Here is a 21,135-nt window from a genome sequence, read left to right as displayed (position 1 = left end):
GGGGGCGCTGATCCCGCGCCGGGCGGGTTGAGGTGGCGGGAGCCTCCGGCGGGAGTTTTTCGGCCAAGATGAAGGGGGCGGGAGCCACTTTCCTCAGCCGTGAGCGGGCGTGGTTTTGGTCAGGTCGAGGGGAGGCTGTGCGATGGCGGAAGAGCTGTGGCGGCTCGGGGCGCGGGCGCTGTCGGGACGGATCGCGCGGCGCGAGGTATCGCCGGTCGAGGTGATGCGCGAGGTTCTGAGCCGGATCGACGCGGTGAATGGCGGGGTCAATGCCATCGTCTCCTTGCGCGACCGCGAGGCCGTGATGGGAGAGGCGCGGCTGGCGGAAGCCATGCCGCCCGAGGGCTGGTTGCATGGCGTGCCGGTGGCGATCAAGGATCTGGTCGATGTGCGGGGGGTGCGGTCGACGCGTGGCTCGGCCATCTGGAAGGATCATGTGCCCAAAGCCGATGACGGGTTGGCGCGGCGGCTGCGGGCGGCGGGCGCCATCGTGATCGGCAAGACCAATGTGCCGGCCTTTGGCCTGGGGTCGCATACGGTGAACCCGGTCTTCGGCGCGACGCGCAATGCCTATGACCCGGCGCGATCTGCGGGTGGATCCTCGGGCGGGGCGGCGGTGGCGCTGGCCATGCGGATGCTGCCGGTGGCGGACGGGTCCGACATGATGGGCAGCCTGCGCAACCCGGCGGCCTGGAACAATGTCTACGGGTTCCGGCCCACGGCGGGGTTGGTGCCGGGCGAGGCGCGCGAGAGCGTGGTGCAGCACCGGCTGTCGACCGATGGGCCGATGGCGCGGGATGTCGACGATCTGGAGGCGCTTCTGTCCACGCTGTCCGACGGGGCCTATCGGCCCGGATCGGGCAAGCTGCCCAAGCGCCCGCGCATCGGCTGGCTGGGCGATTGGGGCGGGGCCTATGCGATGGAGCCGGGCATCCTCGCGCAAAGCGAGGCGGCACTGTCGGTGATGGAGAGCTTGGGCTGGGCGGTGGAGCCTGTCGCGCCGCCCTATCCGGCGGAGGCGCTGTGGGAGGCTTGGGTCATCTTGCGGCAATTCGCGGTGGCGATGACCCTTGGGCCCCATTGGCGCGAGGAGGCACAGCAGGCGCTGTTGCCCGCGCAGGCGAAATGGGAAATCACCCATGGCTTTGCGCGCAAGGTGGCGGAGGTGGAATGGGCCGCCGAGACGCGGGCCGCGTGGATTGCCGCGGCGCGGGAGATGTTCGGACGGTTCGATGCCGTCATCCTGCCCTCGACGCAGGTCTGGCCCTTTGCGGTGGAGGCAAGCTTTCCGGAGGCGATCGGGGATCGGGCGATGGATACCTATCACCGCTGGATGGAGGTCGTGGTACCGGCAAGCCTGGCCGGTCTGCCTGCGCTGGCGCTGCCTGCGGGCTTTGGCGCGCAGGGGTTGCCTGCCGGTGTGCAGATGATCGGCGCGCCGGGAAGCGATGCGATGCTGATGGCGCTGGGGCAGGCCTATCACGCGGCGACGGATTGGCCGGGGAAAAGGTTGCCGCCGGGCGTCGTCTGAGGGTCGTCCGCCTACGGACGCTTAGGGTCGTCCGCTGTCGGGCGCGGAGAGAGGGTCGCCCGCGTCCGGGCGCGGAAGAGGGGCGCGCAACGCTCTTGGCGGGGATCGGGGGGCTGGGCTAGGTTTCGACCATCGGGCGCAGGCGCGGAGGAGGCCGGGCATGAGCGAGATGGCGGAATTTCCATCGGCACCGTCCAAGGTGCCCGTGGTGCGGCGCATGACCTATGGGGATATCGGCGCGGCGCTGGCCGCCGGTGCGCGGGATTTCCGGGCCAAGCCGATGATGGGTCTGTTCTTTTCCCATGTTTATGTCGTGGGCGGCTGGCTTTTGTACCTTTTCCTTTTCGCCAGTGATCAAGTCTGGTGGGCGATCCCGATCACGGTGGGCTTTCCGCTGCTGGGGCCGTTTCTGGCGGTAGGCCTCTACGAGGTGTCGCGGCGGCTGGAGGCGGGGCAGCGCGAGTGGCGGCGCAACGACATCTTCGGCGTGATCTGGCGGCAGAGGCTCAGGCAATTGCCCAGCATGGCGTGGGTGATCATCGTCTATTTCCTGTTCTGGTCGTTTTTTGCCCATATGCTGTTCGCGCTGTTCCTTGGGCCATCGGCATTGATGAACGTGACCTCCTCCTACGGCTATCTGCTCCAGCCCGAGGGATTGATGATGCTGTTGGTCGGCACGCTGTTCGGGGCGGTCTTTGCCTTCGTGCTGTTTTGCCTGACGGTCGTGTCCTTGCCGCTGCTTTTGGACAAGGAGCTGGATTTCGTCACCGCGATGCTGACCTCGATCGCGGTGGTGCGGGAGAATCCGGGTGTGATGCTGGTCTGGGGGGCGACGATCGCGGGGCTGACGTTTCTAGGGATGCTGCCGGGATTGCTGGGCCTGTTCGTCGTGCTGCCGGTGCTGGGACATGCGACATGGCACATCTATCGCCGGGCGCTGGTGCCGCAGGATTGAGGGGCGCGGCCGGAACGGAAAAGGCCGGGCGTGATGGCCCGGCCTTGTTCGTATGGTTGGGTCCGGTCCGGATGGGCTCAGGAGGATTTCGCCTCGGAGCCCGGCACGGGGCCTGCGGCCGCGGGGCGCGGCACGGCGGGGGCAGGGGCCGAGGGGCTGCGCGAGCCCATACCCATGCCCATGCTGCCCGAGGAGCTGCCCGAAGCGAGCGGGTCTTCGGCGCGCTGCACCGAACCCTCGAAATGGGCGCCGGATTCGATGGCGATGGTCTTGTGGATGATGTCACCCTCGACGCGGGCGGTGGAGGTCAGGCGGACCTTGAGGCCGCGCACCTTGCCCACGACGCGCCCCGTGACGACGATATCGTCTGCCACGATCTCACCCTCGATATTGGCGGTTTCGCCCACCGTCAGGAGATGGGCGCGGATGTCGCCCTGAACCGTCCCCTCGACCTGAATGTCACCGGTGGTGCGCAGGTTGCCCGTCACCGTCAGGTCGGAGCTGAGCACCGACGGGGCGGGTTTGGATTTGGGGGACGAGGAAGAGGTGGTCGTCATGTCTGCTCCCGCTTTGGGGCTGGATTTCGGATCGGTCGAGCTTGTGGCGGAACCGCTGTCGGCACCAGAGGACTTGGGCCCGGGTTCATTGATCTTTGATTTAGAAAACATCGCGTCCTGCCGTGATGAAAGTCATCGGGTTTACCGGATCACCATTGCGCCGCACCTCGTAGTGCAGATGGGTGCCGGTACACCGCCCGGTGCAGCCCATATCACCGATGTGGTCCCCGCGCGAGACCCTTTCGCCCCGCGAGACGTGAAGCCGGGTCAGGTGAGCATAGCGCGTGGTGATGCCAAAGCCGTGGTCGATCTCGACCATCAGGCCGTAACCGCTTTGCCGGCCTGCGTAAATCACCGTGCCATCGCCGCCCGCGACGATGTTGGTGCCGCGCGCGCCGGCGAAATCGACACCGGCGTGAAGCCGCCGACCGCCATTGAAGGGATCGGTGCGATATCCGAAGCCGGAGGTGTTGCGATAGGTGCCGCGCACCGGGATCGAGAAGGGCAGGCGTTCGGCCGCGATGCGGTGGAGGTTCATCTCGTCGAGCGCGGAGAGAAGCTCGTTGGCGCGCAGCGACAGGGCGTCGGGCGCATCGCCACGGGTCGAAACGGCGATGGGCATCAGCGGGCCGCCCTGACCGGAATAGGTGGAGCGGACCTGACCGATGAGCGTGTCGGTGGAGATGCCCGAGGCCGACAGCATCCGGTCGAGCGGTTCCATCGACATGGCGACGGCATCCTCGAGTTGGCGGAAGACGCGGTCCTGCCGTTCCTCGGCCAATGCGGCCTCGAACCGGAGACGGTCGATTTCGGCGGCGGCCTCGGCCACGAGGGTGGCGGAGCCGTCGCGCTGGTCGGCGGTCGCCTCGAGCGCTGCGGCGAGGCGGTCGACCGCGCGGGTCAATTCGGCCTCGCGGGAGGCGGCGGTTTGCGCGGTGCCGGTATCGGCGGCCAGTTCGGAGCTGAGCGCCGCGACCTCGGCCCGCGCGGCATCGCGTTCGTCGATGGTGCGGCGCAAGGTGGCCTGGATCACGTCGACGGCGGTTTCAAGCTCGCGGCGGCGTTCCTCGCTGTCCAGAAGGCGGACCTGCATCGCGGCGACCTGATCCATGGCGGTCGAAAACCGTTCCTGCGCCTGAAGCGCCTCGGCGGTGCGGGTGTCGGCCTGATCGGCCAGCGCATTGAGGCGGGTCTGGAACATGATCTGTTCGCGCTGCGCCTGTTCGCGACCGTTGCCGGCGGAAATCATATCGATCAAGAAGACCGAGGTGACGATCACCGTCCAGGCAAGGACCATAGCGAAGCCGGAGAGAATGGCCGCCTGCGTCAACGGCCTGAGCCGGACGAAACGGGTGCCATCCTCGGATTTGAGAAACAGGCGCTGCTCGGGCAAGCGCCGTTCAAGGGTGGTGTTTAACCGACCGATCATCCGTGAAATCACGCGACGTGCCCCATGTTCCCCCCGTTATAGTTTTGAACCGAGCCGGGTTAACCCCGATCGGATGCGGTTCCCTGCGGGGGATAGCCGGGACCGTCGTTTGTCTCAACACAGTATCTCTTGGGGTGCGGGAAAGCACCGAAAAATCGCCCTGAGTGGCGGAAATCCGCCGATTCGCGGGTGGTCAATCGGCCAGCGGCCAATAGAAATCGGGGGGCAGACCGGCCTCGGCGCGCTTTTCCTCGTTGAAGGGCGGCTTGAGCGCGCCGTGGAAATAGCGCCGGACAAGGCCGTGAAAGGCGTCCTTCGGATCAAGCTCGTGGCGGCCGCACAGGAAGTGGAACCACTTGGACCCATAGGCGACGTGGTGGACCTCTTCGGCGTAGATCACTTCGAGCGCTGCGACCGCGCCGGCTGCAGCCGGATCGTCCTTGGCGCGGCGGAAGATGTCGATCATGCCGGGCGTCACGTCGAGGCCGCGGGCCTCCAGCACCATGGGCACGACGGCGAGGCGGCCCATCAGGTCATCGGCCGTATCCTCGGCGGCGCGCCACATGTTGGCATGGGCCGCGAGCGCGCCGTAGTGGCTGCCCATCGCCTCAAGGCAATCGGCCATCAGGTTGAAATGCTTGGATTCCTCATCCGCGGCGCGAACCCAGTCGTCGTAGAAGCCCATCGGCATGGGCGTGGCGGTGAAGCGGGCGATGATGTCCCAATGCAGGTCGACGGCGTTGAGTTCGATATGGGCGACGGCGTGCAGCAGCGCCTTTCGCCCCTCGGGCGAACCGGGGCGGCGGCGCGGCACGTCGCGGGGATCGAGGAGGTCGGGCTTGGCGGGCCGGGACGGTCGCGGCGGCGGGGCGGCATGGCCAACGGGTGGTGTTTCGCCCGCGGCGCGGGCGGCCTGCCACTGGGCCGCGAACCGGCGCGACAGCGCGGTTTTCTCGCGGGCATCGGCGGTGGTCAGGACGGCCTCGGCCATCTGGGCAAGGGGGAGCATGTCGGTCATGGGCGACGACATGCGCGGCGCGCGCCCCGGCGTCAAGCGGGGCGCGGCCGTGTGCGGTGCACTCGCGTGAGGCGTCAGAGCGCCTTTACCGCGGCCAGCACCTCTTCGGCGTGGCCGGGAACCTTGACCTTGGGCCATGCGGCGCGGACGGTGCCGGTGCCGTCGATCACGAAGGTGGAGCGTTCGATGCCCATATAGGTCTTGCCATACATGGATTTTTCGACCCAGACGCCGTAGCGCTCGCAGGTGTCGCTGGTTTCGTCGGAGGCGAGGATCACGCCCAGACCGTGCTTGGCGACGAATTTGTCATGCTTGGCGGCGCTGTCCTTGGAAATGCCGATGACAACGGCGCCTGCGGCGTCGAATTCTGCGGCGAGTTCCGTGAAGGCGATGGCCTCCTTGGTGCAGCCGGGGGTGTCGTCCTTGGGGTAGAAATAGACCACCACGGTCTTGGGCCGGAGTGCCGAGAGCGTGATCTCTCCGCCGCCGTCGCGGGGCAGGGTGAAGTCGGGGGCCTGTGTGCCGATCTCGGTCATGGGAACCTCTGTTCTGGTCGGTAACGTCATTTCGGCGCAGCGGCGCCGGGTGGTTTGCAAGCTAGGCGGATTGCGGCGAAGATAAAGACCGGGGTAGCGGGTACGGCTGGGCGGATACAGGCGCGTCATGGGCAGGGCGGATCACGATCAGGGGGAAGCGGGCCACGGCCCGGCCCGGCGGCGGCGCTGGCCGCGCGTCGCGGTCGTGACGCTCCTGTGCCTTGTCGGGCTGACGCTGGCGCTGGCCGGGGGGCTGTGGCTGCGGCTGGGCGCGGGGCCTCTGCGGCTGCCCGAGGCGGTGACGGCACGGGTCGAGGCGCGGGTCGATGCGGCGATGACGGCCAATGGCGTGACGCTTGAGGCCATCGAGGTCGCGCGGCCGGACCTGCCGGGGCGGTTGGACCTGCGCCTGATCGGGGTGCGGCTGACCGATACGGATGCAGACGGCGCGCTGCGCGCGGCCTTTCCCGAGATCACCGCCACGCTGTCGACGCGGGCCCTGCTGCGGGGCCGGGTGCATCCGGTCGGGGTCAGTCTTGCCGATGCCGGTCTGCGGTTGAGCCGGGATGCGGAGGGGCGGCTCGACATCGCGCTGACGGCGGGCGAGGGGGCCGAGGCGCTGGATCTGCCGCAGACGATGGCCCGGATCGACCGGATGTTTGCCTCGCCTGTCTTTGCCGATCTGGAGGGGGTGAAGGCCACCGGTCTGACACTGGCCATGGCCGATGCGATGACGGGGCAGATCCTGCGGGTGCGCGAGGCGCGGATGCAGTTGGACCGGACCGAGGCGGGGCTGAGCGTGACGCTGGGCGGTGCGCTGGAGGGGAGCCGGGATGCCACGATCGACATCGCGCTGTCGCGGATCAGCGCGTCGGGCGAGACGGATATCGCCTTTGCCTTCGACAATCTCGCGGCGCGGGACGTGGCGACGGCGGGTCCGGCGCTGGCCTGGCTGGACCTGATGCGGGCGCCGATCTCGGGCTATATCGGCGGGGCCTTGGGCGATGATGGCAGCCTTGGCGATCTGCGGGCGATGCTGGAGATCGGACCGGGCGAAGTGCGGCCCGCGGAGGGGGCGGTGCCGCTGCCCTTCGAACGGATGGCGAGCACGATCCGCTACGAGGCGGCGACGCAGCGGGTGCGGTTCGACAGCCTGTCGCTGACGGCCCCTGCGCTGAGTTTCGAGGCGGAGGGCCATGCCGACGCCGCGCCCGACGGGACAAGCTATGTGGCGCAGTTCCGGTTGCGCGACATCAGCGCGACCTTGCCCGAGCTCTACCCCGAGGGGCTGGTTCTGGATGGCGCGATGGTCGATCTGCGGCTGGCGCTGGCCCCGGCGCTCCGGGTCGAGATCGGGCAGGCGGTGATCGAGGATGGGGATCTGCGCCTGTCCGCGCGGGGCGAGGTTCTGGCGGCGGAGGGCGGTTTGCAGGTGGCGCTGGACGCGCATCTGCCTGAGGGGGAGGTGCGGGCGGTTCTGCCCTACTGGCCCGAGGTTTTGGCGGACCGGACGCGCGGATGGATCGACGAGCGGTTGCTGGCGGGTCGGATGCATGGGGTGGATTTCGCGCTGCGCGCGGCACCCGGGGCTGCGCCTGTCTATGAGCTGGGCTTCGATTTCGAGGGGGTGCGGATCTTGGCCCTGCCCGAGATGCCGGTGATCGAGGGGGGCGCGGGATACCTGCGCCTGACGGGTCCGCAGTTGGTGATGCGGCTCGACGAAGGGCAGATGCGGCGCGAGGGCGGTTTGGCCGTGGCGCTGGACGGGTCGCGGATGGAGATCGCGGATACGCGCCAGCGGGGGCCGGATGCGGTCTTTGACCTCGCGCTGGCGGGGGAATTGCAGGACGTTCTGTCGATCCTGACGCGGCCGCCGGTGCGCCTGTTCCAGAACGGCACGATGACGCCCGAGCGGATCGGGACAGGCGGCGTGGTGGCCGAGGCGCGGATCGAGACGCGGCTGATCCGGCAGGAGGGCATGGGCGACACCCGCTTTGCGGTCAGCGCGGAAGTGGGCGGGCTGGTGTCGGAAACGCTGGTGCCCGGTCGACGGTTGAGCGCGGAGCGGCTGGAGGTGACGGTCGATCCGGAGGGGATCGAGGTGGCCGGGCAGGCGATGTTCGATACCGTGCCGCTGACCGGTGTCTGGAGCCGCGCCTTGGGCCCGGGGGCGGAGACGACGAGCCGGGTCGAGGGGCAGGTGATGCTGTCGCGGGCGCGGCTGGCGGCGCTGGGGTTGGACCTGCCCGAGTGGATGGTGACGTGCGAGGCCCCGGCCCGGATCGACCTGAGCCTGCCCGATGGGGCGGCGCCCGTGTTGCGGGTGACATCCGATCTTGCGGGGATGGGTCTGGCGCTGCCGCCGCTGGGATGGCGGTTGGCGCCGGGGGCGGAGGGGCGGCTTGAGGCGGAGGTGCGGCTGGGGGCCGATCCGGCGGTGACGCGGCTGGTGGTTCAGGGCGCGGGGCTGGATCTGGACGGGCGGGTCGTGCTGGCGCCGGGTGGCGGGTTCGACCGGCTGGAGGCGGAACGCTTCGCCTTGGGCGGCTGGATCGACGCGACGGGGGCCGTGATCGGTCGCGGGCCGGGGCGGCCGGTGGCGATCCGGGTCGACGGGGGCAGTGTCGATCTGCGCGGCGCCCCGCAGGCCGGTGGCGGTGGCGGTTCCGGGGGCACGGGCGGAGGCACGGGCGGGGGCGGTCCGATCACGGTTCGGCTGGATCGGTTGCAGGTGAGCGAGGGGATCGCCCTGACCGCGCTGTCGGCGGATCTGACAAGTGACGGCGGTTTGTCGGGGCAATTCGCGGGGCAGGTGAACGGGGAGGCGGCGATCACGGGAACGCTGGTTGCCACCGATACCGGGCCCGCCGTGCGCGTCAGGTCGGAGGATGGGGGCGCGGTGCTCAGGGCGGCGGGTGTGTTCCGCACGGCCTATGGCGGCGCGATGGAGCTGGTCTTGCAGGCCACGGGCGCGCCGGGCACCTATGACGGCACCTTGTCGATCGACAGTCCGCGCCTGCGCGATGCGCCGGTGATGGCGGAATTGCTGAACCTGATTTCCGTCGTGGGATTGCTGGAACAATTGAGCGGGGAGGGGATCAATCTGGGCGAGGTCGATGCGCGGTTCCGCCTGACGCCGGTGCAGGTGATCCTGACCGAAGGATCGGCGGTCGGCCCGGCGCTGGGCCTGTCGATGGACGGGACCTATGACCTTGCGCGGCGCAGTCTGGAGATGCAGGGCGTTGTTTCGCCGCTTTATGTCGTCAACGGTCTGATCGGGGCGATTTTCGCGCCGCGCCGCGAGGGGCTGTTCGGATTTTCCTACCGGTTGACGGGGCAGGCGCAAAACCCGCAGGTCTTCGTCAACCCGTTGTCGATTCTGACGCCCGGCGTGTTTCGCGACATCTTTCGCAGGCCGCCGCCCGAGCTGAGTGGGAACTGAATGAAGCTGGAAGATTTCGATTTCGATCTGCCCGAGCGGCTGATCGCGACCCGTCCCGCGCGGCCCCGATCTTCGGCGCGGCTCCTGTTTGCGCAGGGCGGCGCGACGGAGGATCGGCATGTGTTCGACCTTCCGGGCATCTTGCGTGCGGGCGACCGGCTGATCTTGAACGACACCCGCGTGATCCCCGCGCGGCTGACGGGACACAGGACGCGGCAGAGCGCGCAGGGCGCGGTGACGGCCAAGATCGAGGTCACGCTGATGGAGCCGCAGGCCGATGGCACATGGTCGGCGCTGGCCAAACCTATGCGCAAACTCGCCCTCGGCGAAACCATCGTCTTTTCAGGCGATCTGTCGGCGGAGGTGGCGGCCTTGAAGGGCGGGTTGCGCCTGCGCTTCAACCTTGCGGGCGAAGATTTCGACGCGGCGCTGAACGCATCGGGCGCGATGCCCCTGCCGCCCTATATCGCCGGCAAGCGCGCACCCGATGAGCGCGACCGGGAGGATTACCAGACGATCTGGGCCAAGCGCGCGGGCGCGGTGGCAGCGCCCACGGCCTCGCTGCATTTCGACGAGGCGTTGATCGCGGCGCTGGGCGCGGCGGGTGTGCAATTCACATTTGTCACGCTGCATGTGGGGGCGGGGACATTCCTGCCCGTGACGGTCGAGGATGTGACGACCCACAAGATGCATGCCGAATGGGGCGAGGTGCGCGCGCAGGCGGCGGACGAGATCAACGCGACGCGGGCGGCGGGGGGGCGGATCATCCCGGTGGGCACGACCGCGCTGCGCCTGATCGAGAGCGCGGCGGACGAGGGTGGCACGATGCGCGCCTACGAGGGGGAAACCGACATCTTCATCTATCCCGGCTACCGGTTCCGGGTGACCGATGGATTGATGACCAATTTTCACCTGCCCAAATCGACGCTGATGATGCTGGTCTCGGCCCTGATGGGGGCGGAGCGGATCCGCGAGATCTATGCCCATGCGGTCGCGGAAAACTACCGGTTCTTTTCCTACGGCGACGCGTCCTTGCTTATTCCGTCGCACCCGTGACAGACCGGGGGGGTCCCCCGCCTGATCGTCATCGGGCCAGACATCGGAAAGGCCAAGCGACATGATCCACGTTCTCCGCAGCTCTTGGGCGCTGCTTTTGGGCATGTTCCTTTTGCAGATCGGCAATGGTTTGCAGGGCTCGCTGATGGGTGTGAGGGGTGCGATCGAAGGGTTTTCGACCTTTCAGATCTCGCTCATCGCCTCGGCCTATTTCGTCGGTTTCCTCGGTGGGTCACGATTCGCGCCGATCTTCATCGCCAAGGTCGGGCATGTGCGCGTCTTTGCGGCGCTGGGCTCGTTGATCTCGGCGACGCTGATTTCCTATCCGGTCCTGACCGATCCCTATGCCTGGATGGTGCTGCGCGTGGTTCTGGGGTTCAGCCTGTCGGGGGTCTATGTGACCGCTGAAAGCTGGCTCAACGATGCGGCGACCAACGAGACGCGGGGGCAATCGCTGTCGGCCTATGTCTTGTGCCAGATGGTGGGGCTGGTGGCGGCACAGGGCATCTTGTCGGCGGGCGATCCGACAGGGTGGCTTTTGTTCATCATCCCCTCGATCCTCGTGTCGTTGAGTTTCGCGCCGATCTTGTTGTCGGTGCAGCCTGCGCCCGCCTTTGCGCAGACAAGTGCGATGAGCCTCAAGGCGCTCTACAAATCCTCGCCCTTCGGCGTGGTCGGCATGTGCCTGATGGGCAGTGTCTTTGCCGGGCAATTCGCCATGGCGGCGGTTTTCGCCACCGAGGCGGGATTGAGCCTTGGGCAATTGGCGGCCTTCAGCTCCACGATCTTCATCGGGGGGATCATTTTCCAGTATCCGATCGGCTGGCTGTCGGACCGGATGGACCGGCGGGTGCTGATCGTGAGCTGCGCCGCGGTGTCGGGCTGTATCTGCCTCGTCGGGCTGTTCTTTGGCCACATCTACCCGGTGCTTTTGGCGGTGGGGGTGTTGTCGGGGGGGCTGTCGCAGCCGCTGTATGCGCTGTTGATCGCCTATACCAACGACTACCTGTCGCCGCAGGAAATGCCCGCAGCCTCGGGTGGGTTGCTGTTCGTCAACGGCTTGGGCGCGATTGCGGGGCCGCCTGTGATGGGTCTCGTGATGGGGCGCATCGGGGCGCAGGGGTTCTGGCTGGTTCTGGCCATGATCCTGTTTGCCACGGCGCTTTACGGCGTGTGGCGGATGACGCAACGCGCCTCGGCCTATGCCGTGGAGGAGGATTCCTACGACGCGGTGCCCTATGCCAATCTGTTGCCCGGTGCAGCATCGCCTGTTGCGGTCGAGGCCGCGCAAGGGTTGTATGTGGAGGCGGCCGAGGTCATGGCCGAGGAACAGCAGCAGGACGCGGGCGAGGAGACGTCGACCCCGCGACCGTGATCACCGGGGGGCAGGATGCTCAAGACCAAGGCGAACCGCGCGGGCGAGGTCCTGACCTTCTGGGAAGAGGCCGGGCCGGAGATGTGGTACAAGCAGGACGACGGGTTCGACCGCACCATCCGCGACCGGTTCGGGGCGCTGTGGGACAGTGCCGCCGAAGGTGCCTGCGACGGTTGGGCGGCGGGGCCGCGAGGCGCGCTGGCGCTGTTGATCTTGCTCGATCAGCTTCCGCGCAACATGTTCCGGCAACGCCCGCAGGCCTTTGCCACCGATGCCCGCGCACTCAGGATGGCGGATATGGCGCTGGGGCATGGGTGGGACATGCGGACCCCTCCGCCGCTCAGGCAATTCTTTTACATGCCCTTCATGCATTCCGAGCAATTGACCCATCAGGACCGGAGCGTGCGTCTGTTCAAGGCGCGGATGGAGGAGGGCGACAACCTGCTCCATGCACGGGTCCACCGGGAAGTGATCCGGCGTTATGGGCGGTTTCCCTATCGCAACGAGGCTTTGAGCCGGGTGTCGACCCCTGCGGAGGAGGCGTTCCTGTCGGGGGGCGGTTATGGCGCGATCCTGAAGGAGCTGGAGGCCGCGTGAGCGGGGCGAAAGCGGCGGCTTTGGGCGACGTTTTTCCGGGGCAATGCGCGACGCCTCGGGCCGTCAGCCTTGCACCCGATGCAAACCGGCCTGCGACAGGGCGGCGATTGCCCGGAGCGCAAGAATTTGTTTAACGTTGAACAAATGGAATTCCGGGAGGAGAACGACCCGTGGCACAGACATTCGACGTGATCGTGATCGGCGCGGGGCCGGGGGGCTATGTCGCCGCCATCCGCGCCAGCCAGTTGGGCCTGAAGGTGGCCATCGTGGAGCGCGAGCACATGGGGGGCATCTGCCTCAACTGGGGGTGCATCCCGACGAAGGCGATGCTGCGGTCCTCGGAAGTGTATCACCTGATGCACCGGGCCAAGGAATTCGGGCTGAAGGCCGACAATATCTCCTACGATCTGGACGCGGTGGTCAAACGCTCGCGCGGGGTGGCCAAACAGCTGAATTCGGGCGTCGGCCACCTGATGAAGAAGAACAAGGTCACGGTTTTCATGGGGGCGGCGACCCTGCCCGCCAAGGGCAAGGTTTCGGTCAAGACCGACAAGGGCACCGAAGAGCTGGAAGCCAAGAACATCATTCTTGCCACCGGCGCGCGGGCCCGCGAATTGCCGGGGCTTGAGGCCGATGGCAAGCGCGTCTGGACCTACAAGCACGCGCTGGTGCCGCCGCATATGCCGAAAAAACTGCTGGTGATCGGGTCGGGTGCGATCGGGATCGAATTCGCGAGCTTCTACAACACGCTGGGCGCGGATACGACCGTGGTGGAGGTGCTGGACCGCATCCTGCCCGTCGAGGATGCCGAGATTTCCGCCTTTGCCGAGAAGTCGTTCAAGAAACAGGGCATGAAGATCATGGCCAAGGCCATGGTGAAGAAGCTGGACCGCGGGGCCGACAAGGTCACGGCGCATATCGAGGTGGGCGGCAAGGTCGAGACGCATGACTTCGACACGGTGATTTCCGCAGTGGGGATCGTGGCCAATACCGAAGGACTGGGGCTGGAGGCGCTGGGTGCCAAGATCGACCGCAGTTTCGTGGTGACGGATGAATATTGCCGTTCGGGCGTCGAGGGGCTTTACGTCATCGGGGATGCGACCAACGGGCCGTGGCTGGCGCACAAGGCGAGCCACGAGGGCGTGATGGTGGCCGAGTTGATCGCGGGCGGGCATCCGCATCCGGTGAAGCCCGAGCAGATCGCGGGCTGCACCTATTGCCACCCGCAGGTGGCGAGCGTGGGTCTGACGGAGGCCAAGGCCAAGGAAAGGGGCTACGAGGTCAAGGTCGGCCGCTTCCCCTTCATCGGGAACGGCAAGGCGATTGCGCTGGGCGAGCCCGAGGGGATGATCAAGACGGTCTTCGACGCCAAGACGGGCGAATTGCTGGGCGCGCATATGGTGGGCGCGGAGGTCACCGAACTGATCCAGGGCTATGTCGTGGGGCAGAAGCTGGAGACGACCGAGGCCGACCTGATGGAAACGGTTTTCCCGCATCCGACCCTGTCGGAAATGATGCACGAGAGCGTTCTCGACGCCTATGGGCGGGCGATCCACATCTGAGGATCGTACCCGGACAGGAAAAAGGGCGGCCGCCGGGGCCGCCCTTTCGCTTTTGGCGCAGCGGTTATTTCACCGTGATCGGAACCTCGACGATGCTGGTGTAATCGACGCCGAGGAAATAGCGCAGGACATAGGCGCCGGGGGCTTCGGGCAGGGTCAGGAGGGCGGGGTTTCCGTCCCGGGTGTAGCTGTAGGATGCCCAGCCGGAATCCGACCCATCCGCCAGACCGATCCCGATGTAATCGCCGTCATTGCCGGGGCCGGTCCAGCCGACCTCGATCGTGCTGCCCGCCGCGGCTTCGGTGGGGGCTGTGAGGCTTGCGTTGGTCGGGGTCACGGTCAGCGGGACAGTGGCCATCTGGCTATAATCCTGACCTGCGTAATAGCCGATCAGGTAGTCGCCCGGCTCAGCCGGTACGGCGATCCGCGCGGGAAGGCCGGTTTCCACATCGGCGAAGTGCTGCCAGCGGTCGCGGTTTTCGGCGCCAACAGGTCCGATGCCGATGAAATCCCCCTCGTAATCGGGGCCGGTCCAGCCGATTTCGAGGGTGGTTCCCGCCATGGCTGTGGCGGGCGCGGTGAGCGTGATGGCGGCCGGTGTGACGGTGATGGGCGCGGTGGCGATCACATCGGTGCCATCGTTGATGAAATAGCTGATCACGTAATCGCCGGGTTCGGGCGGGATCAACAGGCCGAGGGGGGTGCCGTCGGCGGTGTAGGTCCAGTTCCGCCAAAGGGCGCGGCCTTCGGCCCCGCGCAGGCCGATGCCGATGAAATCGTCCTCCGCATCCGGACCGGTCCAGCCGACCATGATCGAGGTTCCCGCCACGGCGCTGGCAGGCGCCGACAGCGTCGCGGTCGGCAGGGGTGTTTCGAAGACAAGCGCTACGTCAAGCGATTGGTCGTCCAGCGTGATGGAAACCGTTTGCGACACTTCCTGCGCCGTCCAGTAGGCGGTGACGGCATAGGTGCCGGGGTCGAGGGTGATCGAGAGCGGGTTCATCATGTCCGAGGTGAAGGTTTCGGGCATCGGGGACAGTTCCCAGGTCACGGGATCGGCGATGAGCGGGCCACTGGCGCTGTCGCGCCGCGCGCTGAGGGTGACGGTCAGCGGGGGCGGCGGTTCCACGACGGGCGCGGCGGCCACAACCTGTTGCAGCGCGCTGGACAATTCGGCGGCATTGTCGGCGGTCAGGAACATCCCGCCGGTGTTTTCGGCGATACATTGCATCTGGGCGCGCGCCTCGGGTTCGGAGGCGACGTCGAAGCCGATCACATGGGCGGTGAAGGCGATCCCGGCCTCTTCCATCGCGCGGGAGATGGCGCAGGGGTCGGGGTTGCAGTTCTCGATTCCGTCCGAGACGAGGATGACGGTCGCCGCCTCCTCGGTGTAGCGCAGGGATTGGGCGGCGGCGAGCACGGCATCGGTCATGGGCGTTCGGCCGCGGGGGTTGAGGGCGTTCACCACCTCGAGGATGCGGTCTTGCGTGAAGGGGGCGGGGGCCACGATCGTTTCGATGTCGGTGCAGGAGCCGCGTTCGCGGTGGCCATAGACGGTAAGGCCGAGCGAGGTGTCATCGGGCATGTCGGCCAGAAGTTCGGCGATGACGTTGCGCGCGATGACGATCTTGTTCGTGCCGTCGATCTGGCCCCACATTGATCCCGACCCGTCGAGGACGAGGATCGTGTTGGGTCGGTCCGCCTGCTGCGCCGGGGCGGCGAGGGGCAGAAGGGCGAGGGTCAGGAGGGCGAGAAGGAAGGCGCGCATCGGGGCAAAGTCCTCTTTACGGGCGAACAGGCACGGGCTCATGGGCGAGGGTAACCCACGCTCGGCCAATCCCAAACGGAGGAATTCCTACCTCGTTTTCCCGCGCGGACGGGCGCGGGCGTTTCAGACAGAACGGCGCAAGGTCGGGGCCGCGCCCTGCAGGCCGAGCCTTGCGCGCAGGGCTGCGGGGATATGGCGGGCGGTCGTGATCCGGGGCCGGGTCATTTCGGGGATGGGGGAAGCATGGCCGTACCGCGCGAGATAGTCGGCGTGGTTGTCGAAGGCGGCACGGCCTGCGTAATCGACGAAGGTTTCGGCCGCAGCACCTTGGGCGAGGATCACGTCATGGGACGCCGTCTCGACATGGTAATATGTGACGCGCGCGGGCAGATCTGAGAGGGGGACGCGGGTGATCGTCGTGCCGTTCACGAGCGCGCCCGCGTTGATGACGAAGCCATCGAGGATCATGCCGTGATCGGCGGTGACGATCAGGTCGCGGTGCGGCAGGCCCTGCCCAAGCGCGCCCGCCCGGATCAGGACGGGCCGCGCGCGGTCACCGGCGAAGAGCTTTGAGAGCGTCTGCCGCCCGATCCAGCGGACGGGAACCGCGCGGCCATCGGCGGTGAGGATCGTGTCGCCGATGCGGAGGTGTTCGACCGGCACCTCGCCCGCAGGCGTGGCGATGCCGGTGCCGGGGGCGAAGCAGAAGGCATAGGTGCCCGTGGTCGTGAAGCCGATGTTCGCGCCGGTCGTCAGGGGGGTGTCGGAAACGAGATAGTATCTGCGGCTCAACCTCAAAACGGGATCGCCCGTTGCGGAAAAGCCCTCGAGCGTGACCGGGAAATTGAAGCCTGACCAAAAGAGCAAGTCACCGATATCGGCGATCCCGTTGCTGTCGAATTCCTCGAGGTAACTGCCCCCGGTGGGGCCATTGAAGGCTCCGACGGTGAACCCGGTTTCCGGACTGCCTGTCAGTTCCGCTAGGTAGGCATAGGTCTCGCGGGCCGGGGTCATGTCAGACTCACTCGTTAACCAATTACACGGAATTTGGATATCCGAGCGGCAGGCCGTGTAAAGGTAGGGAAAAGCGCCTTTTTCGGGCGGCCCGTCACGGTGCCGTGAGCGCCCCGGCTGTGCTGGCGAGGTGCCGCTTGACCCCGGAGCCATCCCCGGCCAAGCAGGCGCATGGACAGGCCCATCCCCCATCTTGAGCATCGCACGCCCTGGGCGCTGGTGGCCGCGCTTTACGGCGCAGGGCTGATCGCGGCGGGGCAATTCGCCAAGGTCTCGCTCACGCTGGGACCACTGGCCGTCGCCTATCCGGGTTGGCCCGTGGCCTTTGCCGTGTCAGCGGTGGCGGTGATCGGCGTCCTGTTCGGGGTGCTGGCGGGGGGTGTCACGGCCAGCCTTGGGCCGCGCCGGGCGATCCTGATCGCGCTGGCGCTGTCGGCGCTTGCGGGGGCGGGGCAGGCGTTTTTGCCGCCCTTTCCCGTGCTGATGGGCCTACGCGTGGTGGAAGGGGTGGGGCATCTGGTTCTGGTGGTGGCGATCCCCACGCTGATGGCCGCCATCGCCGCGCCGCGCGACCGGGGGCTGGTGATGGGGCTCTGGGCCACGTTTTTCGGCGTGGGCTTTGCCTTGGCGGCGCTGGTCGTGGGCGAGGCTGCGGGGGCGGTATACGGCTGGCATGCGGCGCTGGCGGCGCTGATCGGTCTGGTCCTGTGGCGGATGCTGCCGAGGGGCATCGCGGCGGAGCGGCGCGCCCTGCCGCGTCTGGCCGATCATGTCGCGATCTACCGCAATCCGCGCCTGTTCGCGCCGGCGCTGGGCCATGGGATCTACGCTTTTGCCTTTCTGGCGCTGGTGACCTACCTGCCTGCGGCCCTGGGCGCGGATTGGCTGTCGCCGGTTCTGCCCGTGGTGGGGATCGCGGGGTCGCTGGTGGCGGGAGGGCTGGCGCGGGTGATCGCGCCCGGCGCATTGGTCGTGGGGGGATTTGTCGCCATGGCGGGGATTTTCGCGCTGGCGATGATCCTGCCGGGATGGGCGGCGGCGCTGTCGGTTCTTGCGATGCTGGTCTCGGGCGTGGTGGCGGGCGGGGGTTTTGCCGCCGTGCCATGGCTCAATGCCGAGGATGCGGATCGGGCGTTGTCCAATGGCGCGCTGGCGCAGCTGGGCAATATAGGCACCTTTGCCGGCACTCCGGTTCTGGCCGCGCTGGGCGTGGGGGCAAGCCTGCCCCTGGCCATCGCGGTGGGTATTTTCGGGGCATTGGCCACGGGCCTTGCCTATCGTGCCGCCGCGGGCGGAGATGTTCACTGAACGTTCCGATTTTTGGGTTGGAGACTCGGCACGGCGGGACTATCTGTTGCGAGTCCGTTAACAGGGGTCGGTCATGCCGGAGCAAAAGCATATCGAGGTGCGCGGGGCGCGCGAGCACAACCTCAAGAATATCGACCTTGATATTCCGCGCGACCAGCTGGTTGTGATCACCGGCCTGTCGGGGTCGGGCAAGTCGAGTCTTGCCTTCGACACGATCTATGCCGAGGGGCAGCGGCGCTATGTCGAGAGCCTGTCGGCCTATGCGCGGCAATTCCTCGACATGATGGGCAAGCCCGATGTGGATCACATCTCGGGCCTGTCGCCCGCGATTTCCATCGAGCAGAAGACGACGAGCAAGAACCCCCGGTCGACCGTGGGCACGGTGACGGAAATCTACGACTACATGCGCCTCTTGTTCGCGCGGGCGGGCACGCCCTACAGCCCTGCGACCGGCCAGCCCATCGAGGCGATGCAGGTGCAAGACATGGTCGACCGCGTGATGGCCATGGAGGAGGGGACGCGCGCCTATCTGCTGGCCCCCATCGTGCGGGACCGCAAGGGCGAATACCGCAAGGAATTCCTGGAGCTGCGCAAGCAGGGGTTCCAGCGGGTGAAGGTCGACGGGGCCTTTTACGAACTGGACGAGCCGCCGACGCTCGACAAGAAATTCCGCCATGACATCGACGTTGTGGTGGACCGGATCGTCGTCCGCGAGGGGATCGAGACGCGGCTGGCCGACAGTTTCCGCACGGCGCTGGACCTTGCGGATGGGATCGCCATCCTTGAGACGGCCCCGTCGGAGGGAGATCCCGAGCGCATCACCTTTTCCGAGAATTTCGCCTGTCCGGTGTCGGGCTTCACCATTCCCGAGATCGAGCCGCGCCTGTTTTCGTTCAACGCGCCTTTCGGGGCCTGTCCGACCTGCGACGGGTTGGGGATGGAGCTGTTTTTCGACGAGCGGCTGATGGTGCCCGATGCGGCGCTGAGCCTCGAAAACGGCGCCATCGCGCCGTGGCGCAAGGGCAAGTCGCCCTATTTCACCCAGACGATCGAGGCCATCGCGCGGCATTACGGGTTCAAGGCGAAGACGCCGTGGAAGGATCTGCCCGCCGAGGTGCAGCAGGTGTTCCTGCGCGGGTCGGGCGAAGAGGAAATCCAGTTCCGCTACGACGAGGGCGGCCGGGTCTATCAGGTCAAGCGCACCTTCGAGGGGGTGATCCCCAACATGGAGCGCCGCTACCGCGAGACCGATAGCGCATGGATCCGCGAGGAATTCGAGCAATACCAGAACAACCGCCCCTGCGGCGCCTGCGGCGGCTACCGGCTGCGGCCCGAAGCGTTGGCGGTCAAGATCGGACCTGCGAAAGGGCCCGCCACGGCGCGGTTGCATGTGGGCGAGGTCGTCCAGATGTCGATCAAGGAGGCGCTGGCTTGGGTCGAGAGCGTGCCCGGAAGCCTCAGCGCGCAGAAGAACGAGATCGCGCGCGCCATCCTGAAGGAAATTCGCGAGCGGTTGGGGTTCCTGAACAATGTGGGTCTCGATTACCTGACGCTGGCGCGCAATGCGGGCACGCTGTCGGGGGGCGAGAGCCAGCGCATCCGGCTGGCGAGCCAGATCGGGTCGGGCTTGACCGGCGTGCTCTATGTGCTGGACGAGCCGTCGATCGGCTTGCACCAACGCGACAATGACCGGCTGTTGGGGACGCTCAAGAACCTGCGCGACCAAGGCAATACGGTGATCGTGGTCGAGCATGACGAAGAGGCGATCCGCGAGGCGGATTACGTGTTCGACATCGGGCCGGGCGCGGGCGTGCATGGCGGGCAGATCGTGGCGCGCGGGACACCTGCCGAGATCACGGCGGACCCGGCGTCACTGACCGGGCAATACCTGTCGGGCGCGCGCGAGATCGGGGTGCCCGCCACGCGGCGCAAGGGCAATGGCAAGAAGCTGACCGTGGTGAAGGCCACGGGCAACAACCTGCGCGAGGTCACGGCGGAGTTTCCGCTGGGCAAGTTCGTCTGCGTGACGGGGGTTTCGGGCGGGGGGAAATCGACCCTGACCATCGAGACCCTGTTCAAGACGGCCTCCATGAAGCTGAACGGGGCCCGCCAGACGCCCGCGCCTTGCGAGACGATCAAGGGGCTGGAGCATCTGGACAAGGTGATCGACATCGACCAGCGCCCCATCGGGCGCACGCCGCGGTCGAATCCGGCGACCTATACCGGGGCCTTCACGCCGATCCGGGATTGGTTCGCGGGCCTGCCCGAGGCGAAGACGCGCGGTTACAAGCCGGGGCGGTTTTCCTTCAACGTGAAGGGCGGCCGCTGCGAGGCCTGTCAGGGCGATGGCGTCATCAAGATCGAGATGCATTTCCTGCCCGACGTTTACGTCACCTGCGAGACCTGCAAGGGCAAGCGTTACAACCGCGAGACGCTGGAGGTGCAGTTCAAGGGCAAGTCCATCGCCGATGTGCTCGACATGACGGTCGAGGATGCGCAGGAGTTCTTCAAGGCGGTGCCGTCGATCCGTGAGAAGATGGATGCGCTGGTGCGGGTGGGCCTTGGGTATATCAAGGTCGGCCAGCAAGCCACGACCCTGTCGGGGGGCGAGGCGCAGCGGGTGAAGCTGTCGAAGGAATTGGCGAAACGGTCGACGGGCCGGACGCTATACATTCTCGACGAGCCGACCACGGGCCTGCATTTCGAGGATGTGAAGAAGCTTTTGGAGGTGCTGCACGAGCTGGTCGAGCAGGGCAATTCCATGGTGGTGATTGAGCATAACCTCGACGTGATCAAGACCGCCGACTGGATCATCGACATCGGCCCGGAAGGCGGGGACGGGGGCGGCGAGATCGTGGCTGTCGGAACGCCCGAAGAGGTGGCCGAGGTCGAGCGGTCGCATACCGGACGGTATCTGGGTCCGATGCTGAAACCGCGCAAGCACGCGGCGGAGTAGGCAAGCGCGTCGGGGGCGGGAGCCTCCGGCG

15 protein-coding genes are annotated in these 21,135 nt (G+C 67.1%); 9 read left to right on the top strand and 6 right to left on the bottom strand.

Going from position 1 to position 21,135, the window contains the following annotated elements:
* Positions 1–142 precede the first annotated feature (142 nt).
* The gene (locus QQK63_RS07795) at positions 143–1,531 is read left to right on the top strand and encodes an amidase (protein WP_277823292.1); all 1,389 of its coding nucleotides are present in this window, start codon (positions 143–145) and stop codon (positions 1,529–1,531) included.
* A gap of 160 nt (positions 1,532–1,691) precedes the next feature.
* The gene (locus tag QQK63_RS07790; protein ID WP_277823290.1) at positions 1,692–2,486 is read left to right on the top strand and encodes a DUF2189 domain-containing protein; all 795 of its coding nucleotides are present in this window, start codon (positions 1,692–1,694) and stop codon (positions 2,484–2,486) included.
* A gap of 77 nt (positions 2,487–2,563) precedes the next feature.
* Here QQK63_RS07790 and QQK63_RS07785 read toward each other — a convergent pair whose 3' ends face one another.
* From QQK63_RS07785 to QQK63_RS07770, 4 genes are all read right to left on the bottom strand, one after another.
* On the bottom strand, positions 2,564–3,043 hold the full coding sequence (locus tag QQK63_RS07785; protein WP_377135459.1) for a bactofilin family protein: 480 nt from the start codon (positions 3,041–3,043) through the stop codon (positions 2,564–2,566).
* A gap of 100 nt (positions 3,044–3,143) precedes the next feature.
* On the bottom strand, positions 3,144–4,484 hold the full coding sequence (locus QQK63_RS07780) for a DUF5930 domain-containing protein (RefSeq protein ID WP_277823286.1): 1,341 nt from the start codon (positions 4,482–4,484) through the stop codon (positions 3,144–3,146).
* Positions 4,485–4,665: 181 nt separating this feature from the next.
* Positions 4,666–5,481: a ferritin-like domain-containing protein gene (locus QQK63_RS07775; RefSeq protein ID WP_277823687.1), complete on the bottom strand. Its 816-nt coding sequence runs from the start codon at positions 5,479–5,481 to the stop codon at positions 4,666–4,668.
* An 83-nt stretch (positions 5,482–5,564) separates the two neighbouring features.
* Positions 5,565–6,026 carry a peroxiredoxin gene (locus QQK63_RS07770; RefSeq protein ID WP_277823284.1) on the bottom strand — a complete coding sequence of 154 codons (462 nt, stop codon included), beginning with the start codon at positions 6,024–6,026 and terminating at the stop codon, positions 5,565–5,567.
* Positions 6,027–6,153: 127 nt separating this feature from the next.
* Here QQK63_RS07770 and QQK63_RS07765 point away from each other — a divergent pair, with 127 nt between their 5' ends.
* The 5 genes from QQK63_RS07765 to lpdA all read left to right on the top strand — a co-directional run bounded on the left by QQK63_RS07765 (position 6,154) and on the right by lpdA (position 14,058).
* Entirely contained in the window at positions 6,154–9,468 is a 3,315-nt protein-coding gene (locus tag QQK63_RS07765; protein ID WP_277823282.1) for an AsmA-like C-terminal region-containing protein, read from the top strand.
* On the top strand, positions 9,469–10,524 hold the full coding sequence (gene queA / locus QQK63_RS07760) for a tRNA preQ1(34) S-adenosylmethionine ribosyltransferase-isomerase QueA (protein ID WP_277823280.1): 1,056 nt from the start codon (positions 9,469–9,471) through the stop codon (positions 10,522–10,524).
* Between the two features lie 61 nt (positions 10,525–10,585).
* Positions 10,586–11,899 (top strand): MFS transporter, encoded by a 1,314-nt coding sequence (locus QQK63_RS07755; RefSeq protein WP_277823278.1) that lies wholly within the window; start codon positions 10,586–10,588, stop codon positions 11,897–11,899.
* Positions 11,900–11,914: 15 nt separating this feature from the next.
* Positions 11,915–12,496, top strand: a complete 582-nt coding sequence (locus QQK63_RS07750; RefSeq protein WP_277823276.1) for a DUF924 family protein — start codon at positions 11,915–11,917, stop codon at positions 12,494–12,496.
* Between the two features lie 170 nt (positions 12,497–12,666).
* Positions 12,667–14,058 (top strand): dihydrolipoyl dehydrogenase, encoded by a 1,392-nt coding sequence (gene lpdA, locus QQK63_RS07745; RefSeq protein ID WP_277823274.1) that lies wholly within the window; start codon positions 12,667–12,669, stop codon positions 14,056–14,058.
* 64 nt (positions 14,059–14,122) lie between these two features.
* On the opposite strand, the gene QQK63_RS07740 is transcribed toward lpdA, so the two are convergent.
* On the bottom strand, positions 14,123–15,826 hold the full coding sequence (locus QQK63_RS07740) for a VWA domain-containing protein (protein ID WP_277823272.1): 1,704 nt from the start codon (positions 15,824–15,826) through the stop codon (positions 14,123–14,125).
* A gap of 123 nt (positions 15,827–15,949) precedes the next feature.
* Positions 15,950–16,840 carry a Hint domain-containing protein gene (locus QQK63_RS07735; protein ID WP_277823270.1) on the bottom strand — a complete coding sequence of 297 codons (891 nt, stop codon included), beginning with the start codon at positions 16,838–16,840 and terminating at the stop codon, positions 15,950–15,952.
* A gap of 171 nt (positions 16,841–17,011) precedes the next feature.
* Here QQK63_RS07735 and QQK63_RS07730 point away from each other — a divergent pair, with 171 nt between their 5' ends.
* Together QQK63_RS07730 and uvrA are read left to right on the top strand one after the other, a co-directional pair.
* Positions 17,012–18,148, top strand: coding sequence for an MFS transporter (locus tag QQK63_RS07730; protein WP_277823268.1), 1,137 nt, complete (start codon positions 17,012–17,014; stop codon positions 18,146–18,148).
* A gap of 73 nt (positions 18,149–18,221) precedes the next feature.
* A complete protein-coding gene (gene uvrA / locus QQK63_RS07725) occupies positions 18,222–21,104 on the top strand; it encodes an excinuclease ABC subunit UvrA (protein WP_277823266.1) in 2,883 nt (960 codons plus the stop codon).
* The last annotated feature ends 31 nt before the right edge of the window (positions 21,105–21,135 follow it).

It is taken from the genome of Roseicyclus marinus (genome assembly GCF_030163795.1).
In the GTDB taxonomy this organism is placed as follows: Bacteria; Pseudomonadota; Alphaproteobacteria; order Rhodobacterales; family Rhodobacteraceae; genus Roseicyclus; species Roseicyclus marinus.
This window is presented reverse-complemented; position numbering and strand designations above follow the sequence as displayed.

Coding starts and splice junctions, on each gene's coding strand:
- QQK63_RS07795 (WP_277823292.1), top strand. CDS start 143: ATGGCGGAAGAGCTGTGGCGGCTCGGGGCGCGGGCGCTGTCGGGACGG.
- QQK63_RS07790 (WP_277823290.1), top strand. CDS start 1,692: ATGAGCGAGATGGCGGAATTTCCATCGGCACCGTCCAAGGTGCCCGTG.
- QQK63_RS07785 (WP_377135459.1), bottom strand. CDS start 3,043: ATGACGACCACCTCTTCCTCGTCCCCCAAATCCAAACCCGCCCCGTCG.
- QQK63_RS07775 (WP_277823687.1), bottom strand. CDS start 5,481: ATGCTCCCCCTTGCCCAGATGGCCGAGGCCGTCCTGACCACCGCCGAT.
- QQK63_RS07770 (WP_277823284.1), bottom strand. CDS start 6,026: ATGACCGAGATCGGCACACAGGCCCCCGACTTCACCCTGCCCCGCGAC.
- QQK63_RS07765 (WP_277823282.1), top strand. CDS start 6,154: ATGGGCAGGGCGGATCACGATCAGGGGGAAGCGGGCCACGGCCCGGCC.
- queA (WP_277823280.1), top strand. CDS start 9,469: ATGAAGCTGGAAGATTTCGATTTCGATCTGCCCGAGCGGCTGATCGCG.
- QQK63_RS07755 (WP_277823278.1), top strand. CDS start 10,586: ATGATCCACGTTCTCCGCAGCTCTTGGGCGCTGCTTTTGGGCATGTTC.
- QQK63_RS07750 (WP_277823276.1), top strand. CDS start 11,915: ATGCTCAAGACCAAGGCGAACCGCGCGGGCGAGGTCCTGACCTTCTGG.
- QQK63_RS07740 (WP_277823272.1), bottom strand. CDS start 15,826: ATGCGCGCCTTCCTTCTCGCCCTCCTGACCCTCGCCCTTCTGCCCCTC.
- QQK63_RS07735 (WP_277823270.1), bottom strand. CDS start 16,840: ATGACCCCGGCCCGCGAGACCTATGCCTACCTAGCGGAACTGACAGGC.
- QQK63_RS07730 (WP_277823268.1), top strand. CDS start 17,012: ATGGACAGGCCCATCCCCCATCTTGAGCATCGCACGCCCTGGGCGCTG.
- uvrA (WP_277823266.1), top strand. CDS start 18,222: ATGCCGGAGCAAAAGCATATCGAGGTGCGCGGGGCGCGCGAGCACAAC.